Source organism: Pseudomonas sp. B10(2017), from assembly GCF_002113295.1.
GTDB classification, from domain to species: domain Bacteria; phylum Pseudomonadota; class Gammaproteobacteria; order Pseudomonadales; family Pseudomonadaceae; genus Aquipseudomonas; species Aquipseudomonas pudica.
The window spans coordinates 458,363-477,191 of the sequence record NZ_NEJU01000001.1; the positions used below are offsets into that span (position 1 = coordinate 458,363).

The following is an 18,829-nucleotide window of genomic DNA, read 5'->3' on the forward strand; positions in this document are numbered from 1 at the left end:
GCCGCGTCGCCTGTTCCGGCGCTCGCCCTGACGAGTCTCGGGGACTGCGGCGTGCCTGTCTTTGTGCTTTTGCACAGCACTTGCACCGGGCTGCTGTGCCCGAGCCCAAAACCCTGATCTCCAAAGGACCGCTCAATGTTCGAACTCGACCATGACCTGGCACAGGATATCGTTGACCGGGCGATGGCCATTCTGCCATGCAACGTCAATGTCATGGACAGCCAGGGGTTGATCCTCGGCAGTGGCGAACCGGAGCGTATCAACACCCGCCACGAGGGCGCGCAACTGGTGTTGGCCAACGGCCGTATCGTCGAGCTGGATACCGACGCGGCCAAATGCCTGAAGGGCGTGCAGCCCGGGGTGAACCTGCCGCTGATGCTCGATGGCCGATTGATGGGCGTACTTGGCCTGACCGGTGACCCGCAGCAAGTGCGTACCTATGGTGAGCTGGTGCGCATGACCGCCGAAATGCTGCTGGCCCAGCGCCATTTGCAGGCCGACCAGCAATGGCGACGGCAGCGCTGTGACGATTTGCTGGCCCTGCTGCTGGGCGGCAGCGGCGATTCTCCGCGGTTGCTCGACGAGGCCCGGCAACTGGGCTTGAAACCCCAGTTGCCACGGGTACCGTGCCTGTTCGAACTGGCCTCGGGGCCAGCTGCCGAAACCCTGGCGGCATGGTTGATGAGCCGCTACCCGGACAGTTGGTGCGTAAGCCCGGCCCGCCAGTCGTTGCTGTGGTGTCGCCCGGCTGGCGTGGTGCTGGACGAGCCTCGTCTGCTGGAACGCCTGCAGCGTCATGGCTGGGAGGTGGAGCGGCTGGCCCTGGGCAGTGCCGCGCAAAGCCTGGAGCAACTGCGCCGGGGTTATCGCCGGGTGCGCGACCTGTTGGCCTATGGGCGCGAGGTACTGCCCGGCGAGCGCCTGCTCAGCCTGCAGCGCTACCGGTTGCCGGCATTGCTGTGGCGGCATCGCAACGATGATGCGCTGGATGAACTGTTGGAGCCGTTGCAGCGTATTCGCAGCAAGGACAGCAGTGGGCAGTTGCTCACCACCCTGCGCGCCTGGTGTGCCCATGACGGCCAGAGCCAGGCCTGTGCCGATGCCCTGGGCATCCACCGCAACAGCTTGCGCTACCGCCTGGAGCGGATTGCCGAGTTGGGCGAGGTCGACCCACTGCGCATGGAAGGGATGCTTAGCTTGTACCTGGGGTTGCAGCTGCTGCCTGCCGACTGAAGGGCAGCCTGCACCGGCCCAATCGCCGGCAAGCCAGCTCCCACAGGATACTTGCTGCTCTTAGGCCTGTGTTGAACCTGTGGGAGCTGGCTTGCCGGCGATAGGGCCAGTACAGGCGAAAGGCAACTGCCCAAACAACCCGCCCGGCGTTTTGTGCATTTGACCGAGGCCTCCTTGGCAGCCACCTGTCAGCATGCCGCTCATCAGGACAGGAGAACCCCCATGAAGATCGTCATTGCCCCCGACTCGTTCAAGGACAGCCTCGACGCTGCCGGTGTCGCCCGCGCCATCGCAGCGGGTCTGGGCGAGGCATGGCCCGAGGCCGAGCTGGTCGAGTGCCCGATGGCTGACGGTGGCGAAGGCACCATGGATGCGATTCTCGCCGCCAGCCACGGCGAACTGCGTCGTCAGGCCGTGCGCGGGCCCTTGGGGCAAAGCGTGGAGGCGGGCTGGGGCTGGCTTCCGCAAAGCCGCACGGCCATTATCGAAATGGCCCAGGCCAGTGGCCTGCAGCTGGTGCCGCCTGGCCAGCGCGATGCCTGCCGCAGCAGCACCTGGGGCACCGGCGAGCTGATTGCCGCCGCCCTGGCCGCCGGCGCGCAACGGGTAGTGCTGGCCATCGGCGGCAGTGCCACCAACGACGGGGGCAGTGGCATGTTGCGGGCGCTAGGCCTGCGCCTGCTGGACGCCGACGGGCAAGTGCTGGAGGAGGGCGGCCTGGCCTTGGCCAAACTGGCCCGCATCGATGCCAGCGACCTCGACCCGCGCCTGGCTGAGGTGCAGTTCGAAGTTGCAGCAGACGTCGACAACCCGCTGTGTGGCGCCAATGGTGCCTCGGCGATCTTCGGCCCGCAGAAAGGCGCCAACCCACAGCAGGTGCAGGCGCTGGACCACGCCCTGAGTCATTTTGCCGACCATTGTGCGCAGCTGCTGGGTGAAGATGTACGGGACTACCCTGGTTGTGGCGCTGCCGGCGGCATGGGGTTCGCGGCGCGGGCATTCATGGGCGCGCAATTCCGCCCCGGGGTGGAAGTGGTGGCTGAGTTGGCCGGCCTGGATGCCTTGGTGCAGGGCGCAGCCCTGGTGGTGACCGGCGAAGGGCGCTTTGACGCCCAGACCTTGCGCGGCAAGACACCGATGGGCGTGGCCCGGGTTGCCAAGCGCCACGGGGTGCCGGTGGTGGTGCTGGCCGGGACCTTGGGTGAAGGCTACCAACAGCTGTATGCCCACGGTGTCGATGCTGCCTTTGCCCTGGCCAGCGGGCCGATGAGCCTGGAGCAGGCATGTGCCGATGCCGCTGAACTGTTGCGGGCGCGTGCTTGTGATATCGGGCGGTTGTGGCGCCGCGCAACGCGAACTTGATTGACCGCTGCAGTCAGCCGCACCCCGCGCTTGGTCATTGATTTTTTTGTTGTTATCGTAGGAAGGAGAATCGAAGGTAGCCAGCAAATGCCCGTCACAGAGCCATTCCAAGACAACGTAGCGGTGTTCACCGATGCCGCACAGGGCCTGGGACTGGCCTGTTCCTTGACGCTTGCGCAGGCGGGCGAGCTGCGTAACCACCTCCAGCCATGCAGCTACCTGCCAGTCAACGTCGCCAGCACCCGCGCCGACCTGGGCGAAAGCCTGGTCTGGGATGAACGCAGCGGTGCGTTGTACTTCGTCGATATCTCTGGCGGGCGCATCAACCGCCTCAGGCCCGATGGTCAAGCCGAGTGCCTGTACGAGTCCGCGGCACGCATCGGCGCGCTGGCGTTGACCAACCAAGGCAACCTGATTTTCACCGAGGATGCCAGCGTGGCCATCTTCGACGTACCGCTGCGCAAGGTGCGTCGGCATTCGGTGTCGGTTCACCCGCGGTCGACCTACCGTTTCAACGACGGCGCCTGCGACCCCCAGGGCCGCTTCGTGACCGGTCTGATGGACGATGCCCTGAGCGGCAACACCGGGGCGCTGTTCCGCTTTGACGGAAACTTGAATGATCAGGTGATCCACGACGACATGGCGTTGCCCACCGGCCTGGCCTGGTCGCAGGACGGCCACACGGTGTACTTCGTCGATTCGGCGGCGCGCTCGATCTATCGCGCCAGTTACCTGGCCGAAGGCCGGCTTGGCGCGGTCACCCTGTTTGCCGAAACCCCCGCCGAACTGGGGCGGCCGGACGGCCTTGCGCTGGACCGCGAAGGCGGCCTGTGGGTGTGCCAGTACCATGGCAGTTGCCTGCTGCGCTATGACCGCCATGGCCACCTCACCGATCAGGTGCTGATGCCGGTGCCTTGCCCCACCAGTTGCTGTTTCGGGGGGGAGGGGATGAATACCTTGTTCATCAGCACCGCGCGCTTCGGCATGAGTGCCGAAGACCTGCACCATTACCCTGATGCGGGCGACCTGTATGCCATCAGCCCCGAAATTGGCGGTATAGCCCGCCATACCTTCAAGGAATGAGCTTTTGTGCCTGGCTGGCCGGTAGCACGGCCAGTTCGCCAAAGCGCTGCGCCGCGTCGATGTAGCGCAATGCCGACTTGGCGTCTTTCCAGCCCACATAGCTCATCAGCGCCTTCAACTCCCAACCATTGGCCGTGGCCCAGGTGGCGAAGCCACGGCGCAGCGAGTGGCCGGTATACAGCGCCGCCGGTACCCCGGCGCGTTCCAGCATGCGCCGCAGCAGGCCGACCAGGCTGTTGCTGTTGAGCGCGGTGTCGCCGAGGTTGCCCCAGCGGTCGAGCTTGCGGAACACTGGCCCATGGGCGATGCCGGCGACTTCCAGCCATTGCAGGTAGGCCGTGACCGGGCACAACGCCTTGAGGGCCGGGGTGCGGTGTTGCACGCCAAGGGCTTCGCGGTCGCCTTTGCTGCGCGGCAGGAACAGGGTGATGCCGACACCGGCCTCGGCCTGGATGTGCTCTACGCGCAGGCGTGCCAGTTCATCCCCACGGAAACCGCGCCAGAAGCCCAGCAACAGTAGCGCAGCGTCGCGACGCGCCCGGCGCAGGGTGGCCAGGTCATGCTGCTCCCGGGCCTGGCGGGCTTCTTCTTCAAAACATTCCACTGCGCTTTGCAGGTGCTGCAGCAACAGCGGCGCGGCCTGCCTGGGCGGCGTCGGGTGCAAGGTGCGGATGCCGCGCAGCACCTGGCGCACCAACGGCGCCTTGGTCGGGTCGGGGAAACCTTGGGCGACGTGCCATTGGCTGAGCGCCGCCAGGCGCTGGCGCAGGGTGCTCACGGCATGCTGGTCGGCGTGGTCGGCCAGGTATCGGGCGATGCTCTCGGCCGTGGCCGGCAGAAAACCGCCCCAGTGGGTTTCGAAATGCTCGATGGCGGCCTGGTAGCTGCGCCGGGTGTTGTCACGGGTAGCGGCGCGGACGTAGCGCTCGATGTCAGTCATGGTGCAGGTGCAAGTGGAGGATGGGCACACGATAAACCGAAATGAATTGCCTGTCCCGGCTGTGATGCTGGCGTACCAACGACCCATCACTCATTCGCTGCTCCCGGCCAGAGCTTCTGTTACACGCAGGCCTTGTCCTCGATACCGTTGAACAGCGGGTAGTCGCGCAGCTGCGCCGACGACAGCGGCCGGCTGAAGTGATAGCCCTGGGCGATATCGCAGCCAGCAAGCTTCAGGCACACCACTTGTTCGCGGGTTTCCACGCCCTCGGCTACCACCTCCAGGCCCAGACGTTTGGCAAGGATGATGGTGGACGACACGATGGGGCTGTCGTCGTGGCTGTTGGACAGCGGCGCAATCAGCGAGCGGTCGATCTTCAGTTTGCTCAGCGGCAGCGAGTGCAGGTGGGCGAAGCCGGCGTAGCCGCGCCCGAAATCGTCCAGGCTGACCCCCAAACCGGCGTTGCGCAGGGTGTGCAGGTGCGCCACCGCCGTGCCTTCGGGCTCTAGGATGGTGGTTTCGGTGATTTCCAGCTCCAGCCGCTGCGGAGCGATGGCGTACTGCTGCAGTTTGCTCAATAGCCGTGCAGCGAAATCCGGCTGGCGCAGTTGCAGGGCGGAGACATTGACCGCCAGCCGCGTGTCCCGGCCCTGAGCCCCCCAACCCGACAACGCCTCGCAGGCCAGGCGCAACACCTCCCAGCCCAGCTCGACAATGAAGCCACTGCGTTCGGCAAGGCCGATGAACCGGTCCGGGTACAGCAGGCCGAACTCGGGGTGGTCCCAGCGCACCAGCGCTTCGTAGCCCAGCACCTGCTGGGTGTCGAGGCGGATCTGTGGCTGGTAGTGCAGCACGAACTGGCGCTCGGCCAGGGCGCTGCCGAAGGCCTGTTCGAGGGTGAAGGCGTGGATGTCGGCCAGGTTCAGCGACGGGTCGAAGAAGCGGTACTGGGCTCGCCCGGCCTGCTTGGCCGAGTACATCGCGGCATCGGCACTGCGGATCAGGCTGTCGATGTCCTGGCCATCGCGCGGGCAGATACTCACGCCCACGCTGGGGCTGGTGTTGACCTCCTGGCCGTCCAGCGCGTAGGTGGCCGACAGCCTCTGCACCAGTACGCGGACCCAGGCATTGATCTGTTCCTCGCTGCGCTCGCCGGCCAGCAGCACCACGAACTCGTCGCCACCAAAGCGCGAGGCCTCGTCGCCGGGCTCCAGCAGGCGCTGGATACGCCCGGCCACGGCCTGCAGCAGCAAGTCGCCGATCTTGTGCCCGAGCGAGTCGTTGATCGACTTGAAGCGGTCCATGTCGATGAACAGGATCGCCATCAGCCGGCGCTTGCCGCGTTGCCGGGTGAGCACCTGGCCGGCCACCTCGACGAACTGGCGGCGGTTGTGCAGGCCGCTGAGGTGGTCGGTGGCCGCAGCGTGGCTGCTGCGCCGGTGTTCGTCCTCGAGGCGGCCGATCAACTGCTGGTTGACCTGCTGGGCCTGTTCCAGCGCGCTGAAGGCCTCCTGGCGTTTGCGCAACAGTCGCAAGGTCCATAGCAGGCTGGCGAGGATCATCAGGGTCATGCTCAGGTTCAGCCAGAACTGCCGGGAATAGGCCAGCGTGGAGGGCGCGAGGATTTCCTCCTGGCGCTGGCTGACCACCACGCTGAAACCCCGCCCGGGCAGGCGCCGGTACAGGCTCTGGTACGGGGCGCCGGCCGCGTACTGGGTCAGCATGCCCGCTTCACTGCCGTTGTCCGGCAGCCCTGGCAGTAGTGCGTCATCGGCTACCACCACGCCGCTGCGATCGATGCGCAACCGCTCCAGGCCGTCATCCTGCAATAGGCGCACCAGCCCGCTGGTGCCCAGGTCGATGTGCTGCAGCAGCACGGCCAGGTAGCCGATGTCCAGCTGCACCACCAGGATACTGTCGATCTCGCGGCCGGGCAGGTTGGTCAGCGGCAGCAGGAAGGGCAGGCGCCAGTTGGGCTCGGTGACCGGTTGGCCTGGGGGCTGCACGCTGGGCAGGAACGGTTTGAAACCGTAGCGGGCAACGTGCCGCTGCAACTGGCGCAACCAGTCTTCGGGCAGCTCGTCGGCCTCGTCGGCATGGCTGGCCGATAACAGCCGGCCGCGCCGGTCGTACAGGCTCATGCGCTTGAAAACCGGGTCTTCGGCAAGCATTCGCGCCAGGCTTGCGCTGCCCTGGCGCAGCACCTTCATGTCGTCCTGGGTGACCCGGCCCACGGCCTGGGCGCGATCCACCAGCTGGCGCAGGCTTTCGCTGACGATACTGGCCAGGTTCAGGTGCTCGGCGGCCTTGGCTGACAGCGCGTCCTGGCGGGCGGCGGCCCTCTGCGAAACGTGCAGCCCCCAGAGAAAGGCCAGGGTGGCGGCACAGAGCATCAGGATCAGCAGCCGCAGAAGGCTGGCGGATGAAAGCGAACGGCGAATCACTGCTGATAGTTCCCGACCCTGGGTGATGGTCGAAAAATACGACAGTAAGATGACAGCCTAATGACTAATGGCCAATTGCCTTAAGGATTGCCCTTATCGGCAAGGGGCGTCTGGAGGCGCGCGGTTTCTTCCTCCATGTAGCTCATCAGCGCGCTGACTTCGGCATCGCCCAGGCGCATGTTGGGCATGGCCACGCGGTTGTACTGTTCGTACAGCAGCATGGCCAGGGGGTCTTTCTGGGCCAGCATCTGGTCAGGCTCCTTCAGCCAGCGGGTCAGCCAGTTGGCATCACGTTGGCGGGTCACGCCCAGCAGGTCTGGGCCGATGCCAGGCTGCCCTGGCTCGGCGTTGCCCAAGGTGTGGCAGGACGAGCAGCGGGTACGGAACAGCTGCTCGCCACTGCTGGGGGCGCGCACAGCGGGAGCCTGGGCGTAGTCGTTGGCCATGGCGCTGGCCTGTTTCCAGTTGTGCAGGCTGTTGCCCAGGCGGTCGGCGAGGATGTACGGGCTTTCGAAGGGCGATGCCTTCATCCAGCGGCCGGTGGCCTGGTTGCCGATGATCAGGCTCAGGTTGTGGTCCTTGGAACGGCCGTTTTCAAGGCCATCGATGTACAGCCCCAGGCTGCGGCGCAATTGTTCGATATCGGCTGGTTCGCCGGTGAGCAGCGTCCAGCCGGGGCCGATACCGAACTTTTCGGCGTAGCGCTTGAGGGTGGCGGGGGTGTCGTTGTAGGGGTCGATGCTGATGGAGTAGAGGAAGATGTCCTTGCCAACCCGGTCACCGAGGATTTTCTGTACCTGGCGCAGGCGAGCAGTTTCCACCGGGCAGGAATCGGAGCAGCCGGTGAAAATGAAGTTGATGGCGACCACCTTGTCCTTGATCAGGTCGTCGAAGAAATGCACTTTTTCACCGTCCTGGGTGAGCAGCGGGATGTTGGGGAAGTAGTCGGCGCCCCAGGGCGTTGCAGCTTCGTCGGCCACGGGTTGCTGCGGTTGCAGCGGCCAGAACGGGATACTGACGGCGAACAGCGAGAGCACCAGCAGGAAACGCCATGAGCCGGACATGATGCGGTCCTCGTCGATTACGATAGCGGGGCTGCCATGCAGCCCAACGCCGGCAAGCCAGCGATGGGCCGCATAGTGGCCCGCTTTTCGGTTACCTGATGCTGACCGGCGCCGTCACGCTCTGCCCCAGCGCTGATTTCACAGTCACGGTCGCCGGTGTTGCCGGGCCGCTGCCGGTGGTGGTGGTTGACAACCGCCAGCGGGCACCGCTGGTAGTGGCACTGAGCGTGGCCGTACCCAGCAGCAGCGGGCCACTGGTGGTTGCCGCAGTCACGGTAATGCTGTTGCCGGTGGCCACCGTGGTGGTGCCCGAAATGTCCCAGGTGAAGCGGTTGCCGCTGCGCACCTGCACCGTCGCACTGGTGACCTGGATCTGGTCGACCGCCGCTGCCGGGCTCACCGCAATGCTGACCGTGGCCGGGGCCACCGATTCAGCGCCCTTGGCATCACGCGCCGTGTAGTTGAAGCTGGTGGTGAACGCTGTGTTTACCGTGGCCGGTGGGACGTAGGTGACCGTGCTGCCGTCGGTACTGGTAGTGCCCTGGCCGGAGTCCGGCTGGCTGAGGCCGACTACGCTCAACGGCAGGTTGTTTTCCGGGTCGGTGTCGTTGGCCAGCACGTTCAGGGTGATCTGTTTGCCGGCGGTGGTAGCCGCGCTGTCGTTGGCCGCGACCGGCGGTTTGTTGGCCGGGTCGCCGTCACCAGGGCCTTTGGTGCGGAAGGTCGGCAGCCCAACCGAAGCCACGTACTCCACGCCATCCCAACCCGGCAGCGGGGTCGGCATCACCTGGAACTGGCCTGGGTGTTCCAGGTCCCAGCGCAGCAGCATCGACGAGTCTTCATGCTGGGTGTTGTGGCAGTGTTCCATGTAGGTCCCGGCAAACTCGCGGAAGCGCAGGGCTACTTCCACTTCTTCCGACGAATCGATATCCGGCCCGATGCGATACACATCCTTGCGCGCCCATTTTTCCCATTCTGGCGGGGCCTTGCCATCACGGCTGAGGATCACGCCTTCCTCGAAGTGCACATGCACCGGGTGGCTCCAGCCATTGCCGCCGTTGATGATTTTCCACACTTCCAGGGTGCCGTCGCCGCTGAAACCGCCGTCGGTGGACTGCTGGGCCAACTGTGGCGCCGCGTTGATGCGCCGTGGGTCCATGGAGTAGCCAAAACCGCCATCGGTCTTGATGGTCCAGGGCTGGGTGTCGGTACCGTCCGAACGGCCGAAGATGAACTCGCGATGGCGGGCATCCTTGAGCTTGGCCTGGTCGGTGGCCGAATTACGGTCTATCGGCAGCGGCAGCATTTTCAGGCCTTCGGCCTTGCCCGGTTTGGCCGGTTCATAGGCAACCGGGTCCATGCTCAGGTCCTGGCCGCTGTAGGGCTGAACCACGAACTGCATGAACTTGCCGATCGCCGGGTCGCCGTTGTCCCACTCGGGCCCGTTGCTGGTCTGCTTGATCACCGCCTTGTAATTTTCCGACAGCACATCGGCCAGGGCGATGGCACCTTCCGGCCCCTTGCCGCTCTGATGCTCCTCCAGGTTGACCAGGTACAGCTTGTCGCCGACCTTGATGCCGTGTTTGGCGAAGTTGATGATGATGTCGTAGCGCTCGGCGATGCCCTGCAGCGGCAGGACGCCGTTGTTGTCCTGCAGGTTGCCGTCACCGTTGAGGTCCATGGTGCCGTCGAACGGCACGGTGTGTTCCATGATGTTGCCGTCGTTGGCGATCATGTGGAACGGTACCCGCGCATACGACAGGTTGGAGCCGGTGGGGCCTTTGAACTCGCCGCTGTTGCCGGCGATTTCGCGCACTACGGCAAGCTTCAGGTAGCGCGACACCGAGCCATTGAGGATACGGAAACGATAGCTGCGCGCGCGTACCTTGAGCGTTGGCCGGTACTGCCAGTTGACCAGGATCTGGTCGCCGAGGAAGCCATCGGTGTTGAACGGGTTGAACCACAGCTGGCCGTTGGCATCCCAGGCCTTGTCGGCGATCACCAGGTTGACGTCGTAGTCGCGGTTCCCCCACGGCATGCCCGAGCCACTGGGGAAACGCAGGTTGACGCCATCCTGCAGGGCCTCGTTGCCGCGGTCCAGGGCGCTGTAGTAGTTCATCATCACGGCGTTGCCTTTGTAGACGTTCTGCGCCGTGAAATCCATCATGTGGTCGTGGAACCAGTGGGTGCTCATGGTTTCCCGCCAGTCACCACGAATCTTGATGCTGCCGTTCTGGCAGGTTTTCAGGCCGGGGTTGGCATCGTTGACGAACAAGGTTTCGCCCGCCGAGCAAGGGAACGCAGCGCGTGGGTCTTCGGCACGGGTGTTGATGGTGTCATAGCCTGCCAGTTGCACTGGCCAGCGGTAATCGTAGTACTGCCCCGGGAAGAAGTAGGCATTTGCATAGCCATCGCTCTCGGCCGGGGAGTGGCCGTTGTGCTCATGGGTCGAAAGGGTGTGCAGGCCAAACCCGGCGTTGGCCGAGGGGTCGATCGGCAACGCATTGTAATGGCGCATCAGGATCGGTTGGCCATAGCGCACCATCAGCAGCTTGGGCGGGAAGGTGCCGTCGAAGGTCCATAGCGACTTGTGGTTTTGCAGCGGCATCTTCGGGTGGAAGCGGGTGTCGATGCCCTTGGTGGTGCCCAGTGTGTTCGGGATATCGGAGGTCTGGTAGTACAGGCCGCCCGGGGCGAACTCGCCAACTGCATAGTTGTGCAGTTGCTTGCGGTCACGCAGGCCGAGGTTGATGCGCGCACCGGCCTGAGCGGTCTTGAACCCCGCCTGCGGGTAGAACTCGTTCCAGCGCTGGTGCGACCAGCCTTTTCCTGGTGGCCGGCCTTCCGCAGGTGAACCTACCGGTTGGCGGTTGAGGAACATCTCGATCTGCGCCTTCCACGGGTTGCGGTCGAGCACGTTGGAATACTGGGTCGGGAACGGGTACAGGCCCGGCTGTTTGAGGAACGCTTCCAGGGCTGTACCACTGGGGCCGCTGCGGGCCACCACGTTGGGGTCCTGCGCCGGTGCTGCGCCCAGGGTGGGCACCGGGAAGGTCAGGGCGGGCGGCGGCAGCGTGGGGTCGAGCCTTTCCGTGCCGAACTCCTCGAACAGCAGTAACTGCTGGGTAAACGGCAATGCGCCGAACAGCGGGCTCGGCTTGCCGTTGGTGGGGTATTTTTTCCCGGTTTGCAGGGCCGGAGGCAACACGTTGTTGGCGCTTACCGTGTTGCGGTCACCGTACCCGCCATCGTTCAGCTCGAGTGCGCCTCGATTGGCCTCTGGCATGCTGTACAGGTCCAGCAAGGCCTGGGTGGGGGCAGCCGGCTGATCAGTGTAGGCCGACGGGTCGGTCGGTGGCGGCATGCTGTTGTCGTCCAGGGGCGCTGCTGTAGCCGTGACCAGCCCAAGGCCGAGCATCAGCGTGGTGAGGGTGGAAAGCTGGAATGCTTGCCTGGCAGGGTGGACCACGGCAGGTGTTTTCATTGCCTTGTGCCTCGTTCTCAACATAATGGCCTTCGGCCATCAATGGCTTTTTGCCCGTTTCCGGGGCTAGAGCAACGGGTGTGCCAACCCAAATACGAGGAATACGTTTTGAAACAAATCCTTGTGGCGCCTGATGCGCGCTAAATGCCACGGCGTCAAAAATGGGTGAGGACACCCACTAGTGGGTCACCCATTGCCCACAGATTGGGTGGTGACAGCAGCGGCGCCCTGGGGTATACCTGAGCGCCACCAAGGGGAGCCCGGCAACGGGCTGAGAAACCGCTGGATGCTGCAGCGCGGTGACCCTTCGAACCTGATCCGGATCATGCCGGCGAAGGGATGGGACTTGAAACCTGCCTTTTTGCCGGCCTCACTGCGAGGCCAGTCCATGCCAACCACCGCGGTCTCGCTGTCACTCTCCATCAAGGACAGCAACATGACCGAACGCTTCAGCCAGTCCCTGCGCCGCCGCAGCGAGCCGACCTGGTCGGCGGCCGTTGGCCACCGCTTCGTCACCCAATTGTGCGATGGCAGCCTGCCGGACCCGATCATGGTCGACTACCTGGTGCAGGACCACCGCTTCCTCGACAGCTTCCTGACCCTGCTGGGCGCGGCCATCGCCACCGCCGACACGTTCGAGGCGCGCCTGCGCTTCGGCCGCTTTGCCGGGATGATCTCCAGTGACGAGAACACCTACTTCCTGCGCGCCTTCGAGGCCCTGGGGGTGAGCCCCACGCAACGCAGCGAACCGGCCGACACCGTGCCAACCGCAGGCTTCAAGGCGATCATGCGCGAAGCGGCGGCCACCCGGTCCTATGCGGCCGCACTGGCAGTACTCAACGTCGCCGAAGGCCTGTACCTGGACTGGGCGCTGAAGGCGCCAAAACCGATGCCGGACAACTTCGTCCACGCCGAATGGATCACCCTGCACGACAACCCGGCATTCCAGGACTTCGTTGCCTTCCTGCAGGCCGAACTCGACCGGGTCGGCCCGCAGGAAGCCGCGCTGGCGGCTGACTTCTACCTGCGCACCGTGGCGCTGGAGCTGGCCTTCTTCGATGCCGTCTACCCGGAGGAAAAATGAGCATGGATATCTTCGACCGCCTCAAGGCTGCCGCCACGCCGCAGTGGAACAGCTACGTCGACCACGAATTCGTGCGCCAGATGGGCGAGGGTACGTTGAGCGAAGCCGCCTTTCGCACCTATCTGGTACAGGATTACCTGTTCCTCATCCAGTTCGCCCGCGCCTGGGCGCTGGCCGCCTACAAGAGCCGGCGCCCGGCCGACATCCGCGCCGCGCAGGCCGGGCTGGCGGCGATTCTGGATGAAACCGAGCTGCACTTGCGCCTGTGCGCACGCTGGGGGCTGACCCAGGCCGATATCGAGGCCGCGCCTGAACACCAGGCCACGGTTGCCTATACCCGCTATGTGCTGGACTGTGGTGCCGCGGGTGACCTGCTGGAGTTGCATGTGGCCTTGGCGCCTTGTGTGATCGGCTATGCCGAGATTGGCCGTGCGTTGTCCGAGCGCATTGGCGATCTGAGCAATCACCCGTACCGCGAGTGGATCGCCGAGTATGCCGGCGAAGGCTACCAGGGTGTCGCCACCGCAGCGCGCAAGCATCTGGACGAGCTGGCAGCGCGGAGCATGACCGAGCAACGGTTTGCCGAGCTGGTGGGGATTTTCGGCCAGGCGTCCAGCCTGGAGGCGGACTTCTGGCAGATGGGGTTGGACGGAGCCTGATTGCTGCCTGCGCCGGCGATAGGGCCAGTAGCAAATACCACAAGGCTTGGGCCACTATGCTGGTAGGGGCCACCCGCAAAGCCCAGGGAGAAGCATCATGAACATCATCAACGCACGCCTGCGCGGCAGGTCCGGCCTGTTTCGCATCGAACTCGACGGCGAACGCATCGCCGCCATCGTGCCCCAGGCCGAAGGGGTGGCGGTGCGCGCTGCCGATGACCTGGATGCCGGGCAGAACCTGGTAGTGGCGCCTTTCATCGAGCCGCACATCCACCTGGACGCCACGCTGACAGCCGGCGAGCCGCGCTGGAACATGAGCGGCACCCTGTTCGAAGGCATCGAGCGCTGGGCCGAGCGCAAGGCAATCACAACCCACGACGACATCAAGAACCGCGCGAAAAAGACCATCGGCATGCTGGTGGACCATGGCATCCAGCATGTACGTACCCATGTCGATGTCACTGACCCCACCCTGACCGCGCTCAAGGCCATGGTCGAAGTGCGTGAAGAAGTGCGTCACCTGCTCGACCTGCAGATCGTCGCCTTTCCCCAGGAGGGTATCGAGTCGTACGCCAACGGCCGGGCGCTGATGGCCGAAGCGGTGGCGATCGGTGCCGACGTGATTGGCGGCATCCCGCATTTCGAGAACACCCGCGATCAGGGCGTGTCTTCGGTCAAGTTCCTGATGGACCTGGCCGAGCGCACCGGCTGCCTGGTGGATGTGCATTGCGACGAGACCGACGACCCGCAGTCGCGCTTTCTCGAAGTGCTGGCCGAAGAGGCGCGGGTTCGCGACATGGGCGCCCGGGTGACAGCCAGCCATACCGTGGCCATGGGCTCGTACGACAATGCCTACTGCTACAAGCTGTTTCGCCTGTTAAAGCAATCGGGTATCAATTTCGTGTCTTGCCCGACCGAGAGCATTCACCTGCAAGGGCGTTTCGACAACTACCCGAAACGCCGCGGCGTCACTCGCGTGGCCGAGCTCGACCGGGCCGGGATGAACGTGTGCTTTGGCCAGGATTCCATCGTCGACCCCTGGTACCCGCTGGGCAATGGCAACATCCTGCGTATTCTCGAGGCCGGCCTGCACATCTGCCACATGCTTGGCTACGAAGACCTGCAACGCTGCCTGGACCTGATTACCGACAACAGCGCCCGCACCCTGCACCTGGGCGAGCGCTACGGCATCGAGGTGGGGCGGCCCGCGAACCTGTTGCTGCTGTCGGCGCCAGACGATTACGAAATGGTGCGCAGCCAGGGACATGCACTTGTGTCGATACGAAACGGCAAGGTGTTGATGCGTAGAACACCTGCCAGGGTCGAGCACTACACCTGACGCTGCCTGCCTCAGCCCTCTGCAACGCCCCGCCGGCTTCAAGCCGAGCGGGGCGTTTTGTTGTCTGGCGTACTGGTTTGTTCCCTTGTATGGCCTTCATAAACCAATCACATGTGATAAGCCGTGATTATTCCACTATAGGAAATGTTTGCGCGGGCAATGGTCTGTCTCCATAATTGGTATGTAAATACATACTACATAACACGGTACAAAATCGTAGGAGCAAGCATGGCCCGGGGCGGTATAAACAAGGTTGTAGTGCAGCAGGCACGTCAGGCGCTGATTGCCCGGGGCGAGAACCCCAGCATCGATGCCATACGTATCGAGCTGGGCAACACCGGCTCCAAGACCACGATTCACCGCTACCTGAAAGAATTGAACGGCCAGCAGCCCGTGGCTTCCGAGGGCGGCATTGCGCTGAGTGATGTGCTGAGCCGGATGGTCGGGCAACTGGCAACCCAGTTGCAGGACGAGGCCGACCTGAAGATCGAGCAGGCCGAAAGCACCTTCACTCGACAGCGCGAACAGCTGGAGGCACAGCTGGCGATTGCCCAGCAGGCCCTGGCAGCGGCGCACCAACAGCATCAGATCGATGTGGCCGCACTGGCCGCCGAATCGGAAAAGCTGCTCTCCACCCAAAGCACCCTGCAGGCCGAACAGCTGCGCAGTGCCAGCCTCAACCAGTCGCTGGGCGAGTTGCAGGTACGCCTGGCCGACAAGGACGAGCAGGTAAGATCACTGGAAGACAAGCACCGTCATGCCCGCGATGCGCTGGAACACTACCGCAACGCCAGCCGCGAACAGCGTGAACAGGAGCAACGTCGCCACGAAGCACAGCTGCAACAGTTGCAGGTGGAGGTGCGTCAGCTGCAGCAAGGCATGATCGTCAAGCAGGACGAGCTGACCCGACTGCACCGCGACAACGAGCGCTTGTTGGGCGAGCACCGCCAGGCCGCCAGCGCCTGCAGGGCGCAGGACGAATTGCTGGAGCAGCGCGACGCACAGATCCAGGGTTTGCGAACGATCCTGGCCCAGGCACAGGGTGCCAGCGAGGAAATGCGTCGGCAGCTGGATGTGCAGGCCCAGAACCTGGAGGCCAGGCGCGACTTGTGCACGGAACAGGCTCGCCAACTGCAGCAGCTCGAGGAGCAGCTGAAGCAACGTGATGAAGCGTTGGTTCAATGCCGTGCCCAGCTAGCTGCGGATACAGATTAATCAAACTTTTCCTGGCCGGTGGTTTCTTCCTTAGACACTCACCGGAGAAAGCCTCATGCCTGAACCACAACAGCCAGGAAAACATCCCCAAGGGCCGCATTCGTCCGAGCAGGCGAACAAACGCCAGGACTTGGGTTTCGACCCCGATTCGCCAGACGTGGAGGATCCGCAAGTCGACCCTCAAGGGCCTGCCAAGCCACCGCGGGACGTCGAAAAAGCACCGTGAAGGTAGCATTTGTCGCAAAGGGCCGCTCAGCGGCCCTCGCGATCAACACGGCACTGCTTGGGGCAGGCTGTCTCGAGGCCTTGGCCAGGCAAGCTAAGCTCGCTTGACTCAGGACTCTGCCTGCCTGGCTGCCTCCACGCCCGCAGCCGAGAGTTTGATGGGGTAGTTCACGCTGATCTGGTGGTCGCTGCTCACCGCAACGCTGCCATCCTGGATCAAACCGGCCTCCTGCAGCGTCTTGAGCATACCGGCCACGGCTTTCTCGCCCCGGTAGTTGTCCAGCACTTCCTTGCCGAGCCCTTGGGGGTGAGCATGCAGCAGGCGAGTCAGTACTTCGGCTTTCAATGCATCGTTACTCATGGCGGCCCTCACTTGGCGTGTTTGGCCTGAAGCGCCTTGGCGTGCTCCAGATGCTGTTCCAGCTTGGGCAGGGTTTCGCTGGCAAAGGCCTTCAATTCAGCCTTGTCAGAAGATGCCGCTTCCTTCTTGAACAACTCCACCGCCTTTTCGTGAGCGTCGACCTGGTTGTTGACGTAAGACTTGTCAAACGACTCCTCCCGCCATTCCAGGATCATTTTCTTGACCTTGTCGGTTATTGCCGCCTCATCGGGTACGGAAATATCGAGCTTGCGAGCGATGTCGCCAAGTTTCTGATTGGCCTGGGTGTGGTCGGTGACCATCTGCTGGGCGAAGGTCTTGATTTCGGCATTCTGAGTTTTTTCCAGAGCCAGCTTGCCAGTGACCACTTCGGCAATACCGGCCTCGGTGGCCGCTTCGACGAAGTCATCGGAACTCGCCGCCATAGCCTGTACCGATGCCAAGCCCAACACCATGGAGAAACCGACGCGCTTGATGAAGAGATTGCTCATGCTTCACTCCTTAAACCGTGGCGCGACCTCAGTGTCGCGTACGGTTGAGGGTGAACCGAGGGCAAAGGTTTAATCTTTTTCCTGGCCGGCTGCGCCCAGGTGGCGCTGAACTATAGTGAAAGGCGGCGAACGCGGTATGGCTAGGGATTTCAATGTGTGCAGCCAGGAAACAGGATGAGGACGGGTTCTTCGCGGTAACCGGCGAGGGCCGCGCCGTGTCGCTGTTCCGCCTGGTACTGGCGTTCATGCTGGTGGTGATGCTGGCCTTCGTCGTGGTTGAAGGCTGGCGTATCTGGCGCGATTACCGGCACGCCTTCACCAACGCCGAGAACATGGTCACCAACCTGGCCCGGGCCACGGCACAGCATGCCGAAGACGCCATCCGCCAGGTCGATGCAATTACCGCGGCGCTGGCCGAGCGCCTGGAGGGCGACGGCTTCGAGCACATCGACCGGCCGCGTCTGCATGCCTTGCTGGTGCAGCAGAAAAGCATCATGCCGCAATTGCACGGGTTGTTCGTGTATGGCCCGGATGGCAGCTGGATCGTGACCGACCAGGCGGTAGTCCCGCCCAATGCCAACAATGGCGACCGCGACTATTTCATCTACCACCGCGACCATACAGACCGTGGCGTACACATCGGCTCGGTGGTGCGCAGCCGTTCCACTGGCGACCTGATCATCCCCATTTCACGGCGCCTGCAATATGCCGATGGCAGCTTCGCCGGGGTGTTGCTGGGCACCATCAAGGTGGAGTGGTTCGTGCGTTACTACGGCGACTTCAAGATCGACGAACGCGGCGCGCTGGTGCTGGCCAAGCGTGACGGCACCATCCTAGTACGGCGGCCGTTCGTCGAGCAGGTGGTGGGCCGCAGCCTGAGCAGCAGCGAGATCTTCCGCAACCACCTGCCGCACGCAAGCGAAGGGGTGGCCGAAGCGGTCGCCGTGGTGGACGGTACGCCACGGTTGTATGGCTATCGCGCGCTGGGCAGCTACCCACTGGTAGTGGAGGCGGGGTTGTCGCGGGAATCGATCGTCGCGCCCTGGCGGCACGATGCTATCAAGTCGGTGGCGGTGTTGCTGCTGTTGCTGGTGGGGCTGGCGGCCTTTGGTGGCTTGGTGCTGCGCCAGTTGCGCGAGCGTATCGTCATCGAGCGGGCGCTGCTCCAGGCACATCAGACCCTGAAGGCCCTGGCACTGACCGACAGCCTCACCGGCCTGGGTAACCGCCGTCGGCTGGATGCCGTGTTCGAGCCGGAGCTGCGCCGTGCACGACGCCAGGGCTATCCGCTGGCGCTGGTGATGCTCGACCTGGATTACTTCAAGGCCTACAACGACCGTTACGGGCACCCAGCGGGCGACCAGTGCCTGCGGCGCTTTGCCGAGTTGCTGCAGCAAGCACTGAAGCGGCCGGCCGACCTGGCTGTGCGCTATGGGGGCGAGGAGTTCACACTGCTGCTGCCTGATACCGATGCTCGCGGGGCGGAACTGCTGGTGCAGGAAGTACAACAGCTGTTGCGTCGGCAGCCGCTGGAGCATGCGGGCAGCCCACTGGGGCGGGTATCGTTCAGTGCGGGGATTGCCGTGGGTGACCTGGCGCGGGAGGGAGTGACGGCCGAGCGCCTGATGGCGGCAGCGGATGCGGCGCTGTACCAGGCCAAGCGCCAAGGGCGGGACAGGTATTGTGTGGCAGAAGGTTCAGTGGTCAGTGTCGATGAATGAAGGCCTTGGTGCCTGTACCGGCCCCATCACCGGCAAGCCAGCCCACAGGTAATGTGCAGCTCTTTTGCACTGCGCGGTCCCCGTGGGAGCTGGCTTGCCGGCGATG

15 protein-coding genes and 1 riboswitch are annotated in these 18,829 nt (G+C 64.0%); of the genes, 9 read left to right on the top strand and 6 right to left on the bottom strand.

Annotation, left to right across the window (positions count from 1 at the left end):
- The first annotated feature begins 135 nt into the window (after positions 1 to 135).
- The 3 genes from CAF92_RS02250 to CAF92_RS02260 all read left to right on the top strand — a co-directional run bounded on the left by CAF92_RS02250 (position 136) and on the right by CAF92_RS02260 (position 3,678).
- Positions 136 to 1,233 carry a sugar diacid recognition domain-containing protein gene (locus CAF92_RS02250; protein WP_025339054.1) on the top strand — a complete coding sequence of 366 codons (1,098 nt, stop codon included), beginning with the start codon at positions 136 to 138 and terminating at the stop codon, positions 1,231 to 1,233.
- Between the two features lie 222 nt (positions 1,234 to 1,455).
- Positions 1,456 to 2,595 (top strand): glycerate kinase, encoded by a 1,140-nt coding sequence (locus tag CAF92_RS02255; protein WP_046614201.1) that lies wholly within the window; start codon positions 1,456 to 1,458, stop codon positions 2,593 to 2,595.
- Positions 2,596 to 2,682: 87 nt separating this feature from the next.
- Positions 2,683 to 3,678 (top strand): SMP-30/gluconolactonase/LRE family protein, encoded by a 996-nt coding sequence (locus tag CAF92_RS02260; protein ID WP_085598912.1) that lies wholly within the window; start codon positions 2,683 to 2,685, stop codon positions 3,676 to 3,678.
- On the opposite strand, the gene CAF92_RS02265 is transcribed toward CAF92_RS02260, so the two are convergent.
- From CAF92_RS02265 to CAF92_RS02280, 4 genes are all read right to left on the bottom strand, one after another.
- Positions 3,668 to 4,618, bottom strand: a complete 951-nt coding sequence (locus tag CAF92_RS02265; protein WP_085598914.1) for a site-specific integrase — start codon at positions 4,616 to 4,618, stop codon at positions 3,668 to 3,670. The two genes, CAF92_RS02260 and CAF92_RS02265, sit on opposite strands and share 11 nt — an antisense overlap.
- A gap of 119 nt (positions 4,619 to 4,737) precedes the next feature.
- The gene (locus CAF92_RS02270) at positions 4,738 to 7,062 is read right to left on the bottom strand and encodes a bifunctional diguanylate cyclase/phosphodiesterase (RefSeq protein WP_085598916.1); all 2,325 of its coding nucleotides are present in this window, start codon (positions 7,060 to 7,062) and stop codon (positions 4,738 to 4,740) included.
- Positions 7,063 to 7,142: 80 nt separating this feature from the next.
- Complete coding sequence (locus CAF92_RS02275; RefSeq protein ID WP_085598918.1) at positions 7,143 to 8,126, bottom strand: SCO family protein; 984 nt, start codon at positions 8,124 to 8,126, stop codon at positions 7,143 to 7,145.
- A gap of 91 nt (positions 8,127 to 8,217) precedes the next feature.
- Positions 8,218 to 11,610, bottom strand: a complete 3,393-nt coding sequence (locus tag CAF92_RS02280; RefSeq protein WP_085598920.1) for an Ig-like domain-containing protein — start codon at positions 11,608 to 11,610, stop codon at positions 8,218 to 8,220.
- 242 nt (positions 11,611 to 11,852) lie between these two features.
- A riboswitch (TPP riboswitch) is annotated at positions 11,853 to 11,967 on the top strand.
- Positions 11,968 to 12,046: 79 nt separating this feature from the next.
- Here CAF92_RS02280 and CAF92_RS02285 point away from each other — a divergent pair.
- The 5 genes from CAF92_RS02285 to CAF92_RS27580 all read left to right on the top strand — a co-directional run bounded on the left by CAF92_RS02285 (position 12,047) and on the right by CAF92_RS27580 (position 16,133).
- Positions 12,047 to 12,694, top strand: a complete 648-nt coding sequence (locus CAF92_RS02285; RefSeq protein WP_046614194.1) for a TenA family protein — start codon at positions 12,047 to 12,049, stop codon at positions 12,692 to 12,694.
- Positions 12,691 to 13,353 carry a thiaminase II gene (gene tenA, locus CAF92_RS02290; RefSeq protein WP_084785179.1) on the top strand — a complete coding sequence of 221 codons (663 nt, stop codon included), beginning with the start codon at positions 12,691 to 12,693 and terminating at the stop codon, positions 13,351 to 13,353. Before CAF92_RS02285 ends, tenA begins: the two co-directional genes overlap by 4 nt.
- Positions 13,354 to 13,450: 97 nt before the next feature.
- Complete coding sequence (codA, locus tag CAF92_RS02295) at positions 13,451 to 14,692, top strand: cytosine deaminase (protein WP_085598922.1); 1,242 nt, start codon at positions 13,451 to 13,453, stop codon at positions 14,690 to 14,692.
- Positions 14,693 to 14,920: 228 nt separating this feature from the next.
- On the top strand, positions 14,921 to 15,907 hold the full coding sequence (locus tag CAF92_RS02300) for a DNA-binding protein (RefSeq protein ID WP_085598924.1): 987 nt from the start codon (positions 14,921 to 14,923) through the stop codon (positions 15,905 to 15,907).
- Positions 15,908 to 15,962: 55 nt separating this feature from the next.
- The gene (locus CAF92_RS27580) at positions 15,963 to 16,133 is read left to right on the top strand and encodes a DUF6021 family protein (protein WP_219928554.1); all 171 of its coding nucleotides are present in this window, start codon (positions 15,963 to 15,965) and stop codon (positions 16,131 to 16,133) included.
- A 108-nt stretch (positions 16,134 to 16,241) separates the two neighbouring features.
- Here the strand turns inward: CAF92_RS27580 and CAF92_RS02305 are convergent, their stop codons facing one another.
- Together CAF92_RS02305 and CAF92_RS02310 are read right to left on the bottom strand one after the other, a co-directional pair.
- The gene (locus CAF92_RS02305) at positions 16,242 to 16,493 is read right to left on the bottom strand and encodes a hypothetical protein (RefSeq protein WP_013972652.1); all 252 of its coding nucleotides are present in this window, start codon (positions 16,491 to 16,493) and stop codon (positions 16,242 to 16,244) included.
- Between the two features lie 8 nt (positions 16,494 to 16,501).
- On the bottom strand, positions 16,502 to 17,002 hold the full coding sequence (locus CAF92_RS02310; protein WP_046614190.1) for a DUF4142 domain-containing protein: 501 nt from the start codon (positions 17,000 to 17,002) through the stop codon (positions 16,502 to 16,504).
- Between the two features lie 152 nt (positions 17,003 to 17,154).
- On the opposite strand from CAF92_RS02310, the gene CAF92_RS02315 reads away from it, so the two are divergent.
- Positions 17,155 to 18,723: a sensor domain-containing diguanylate cyclase gene (locus CAF92_RS02315; protein ID WP_085598926.1), complete on the top strand. Its 1,569-nt coding sequence runs from the start codon at positions 17,155 to 17,157 to the stop codon at positions 18,721 to 18,723.
- Positions 18,724 to 18,829 lie beyond the last annotated feature (106 nt).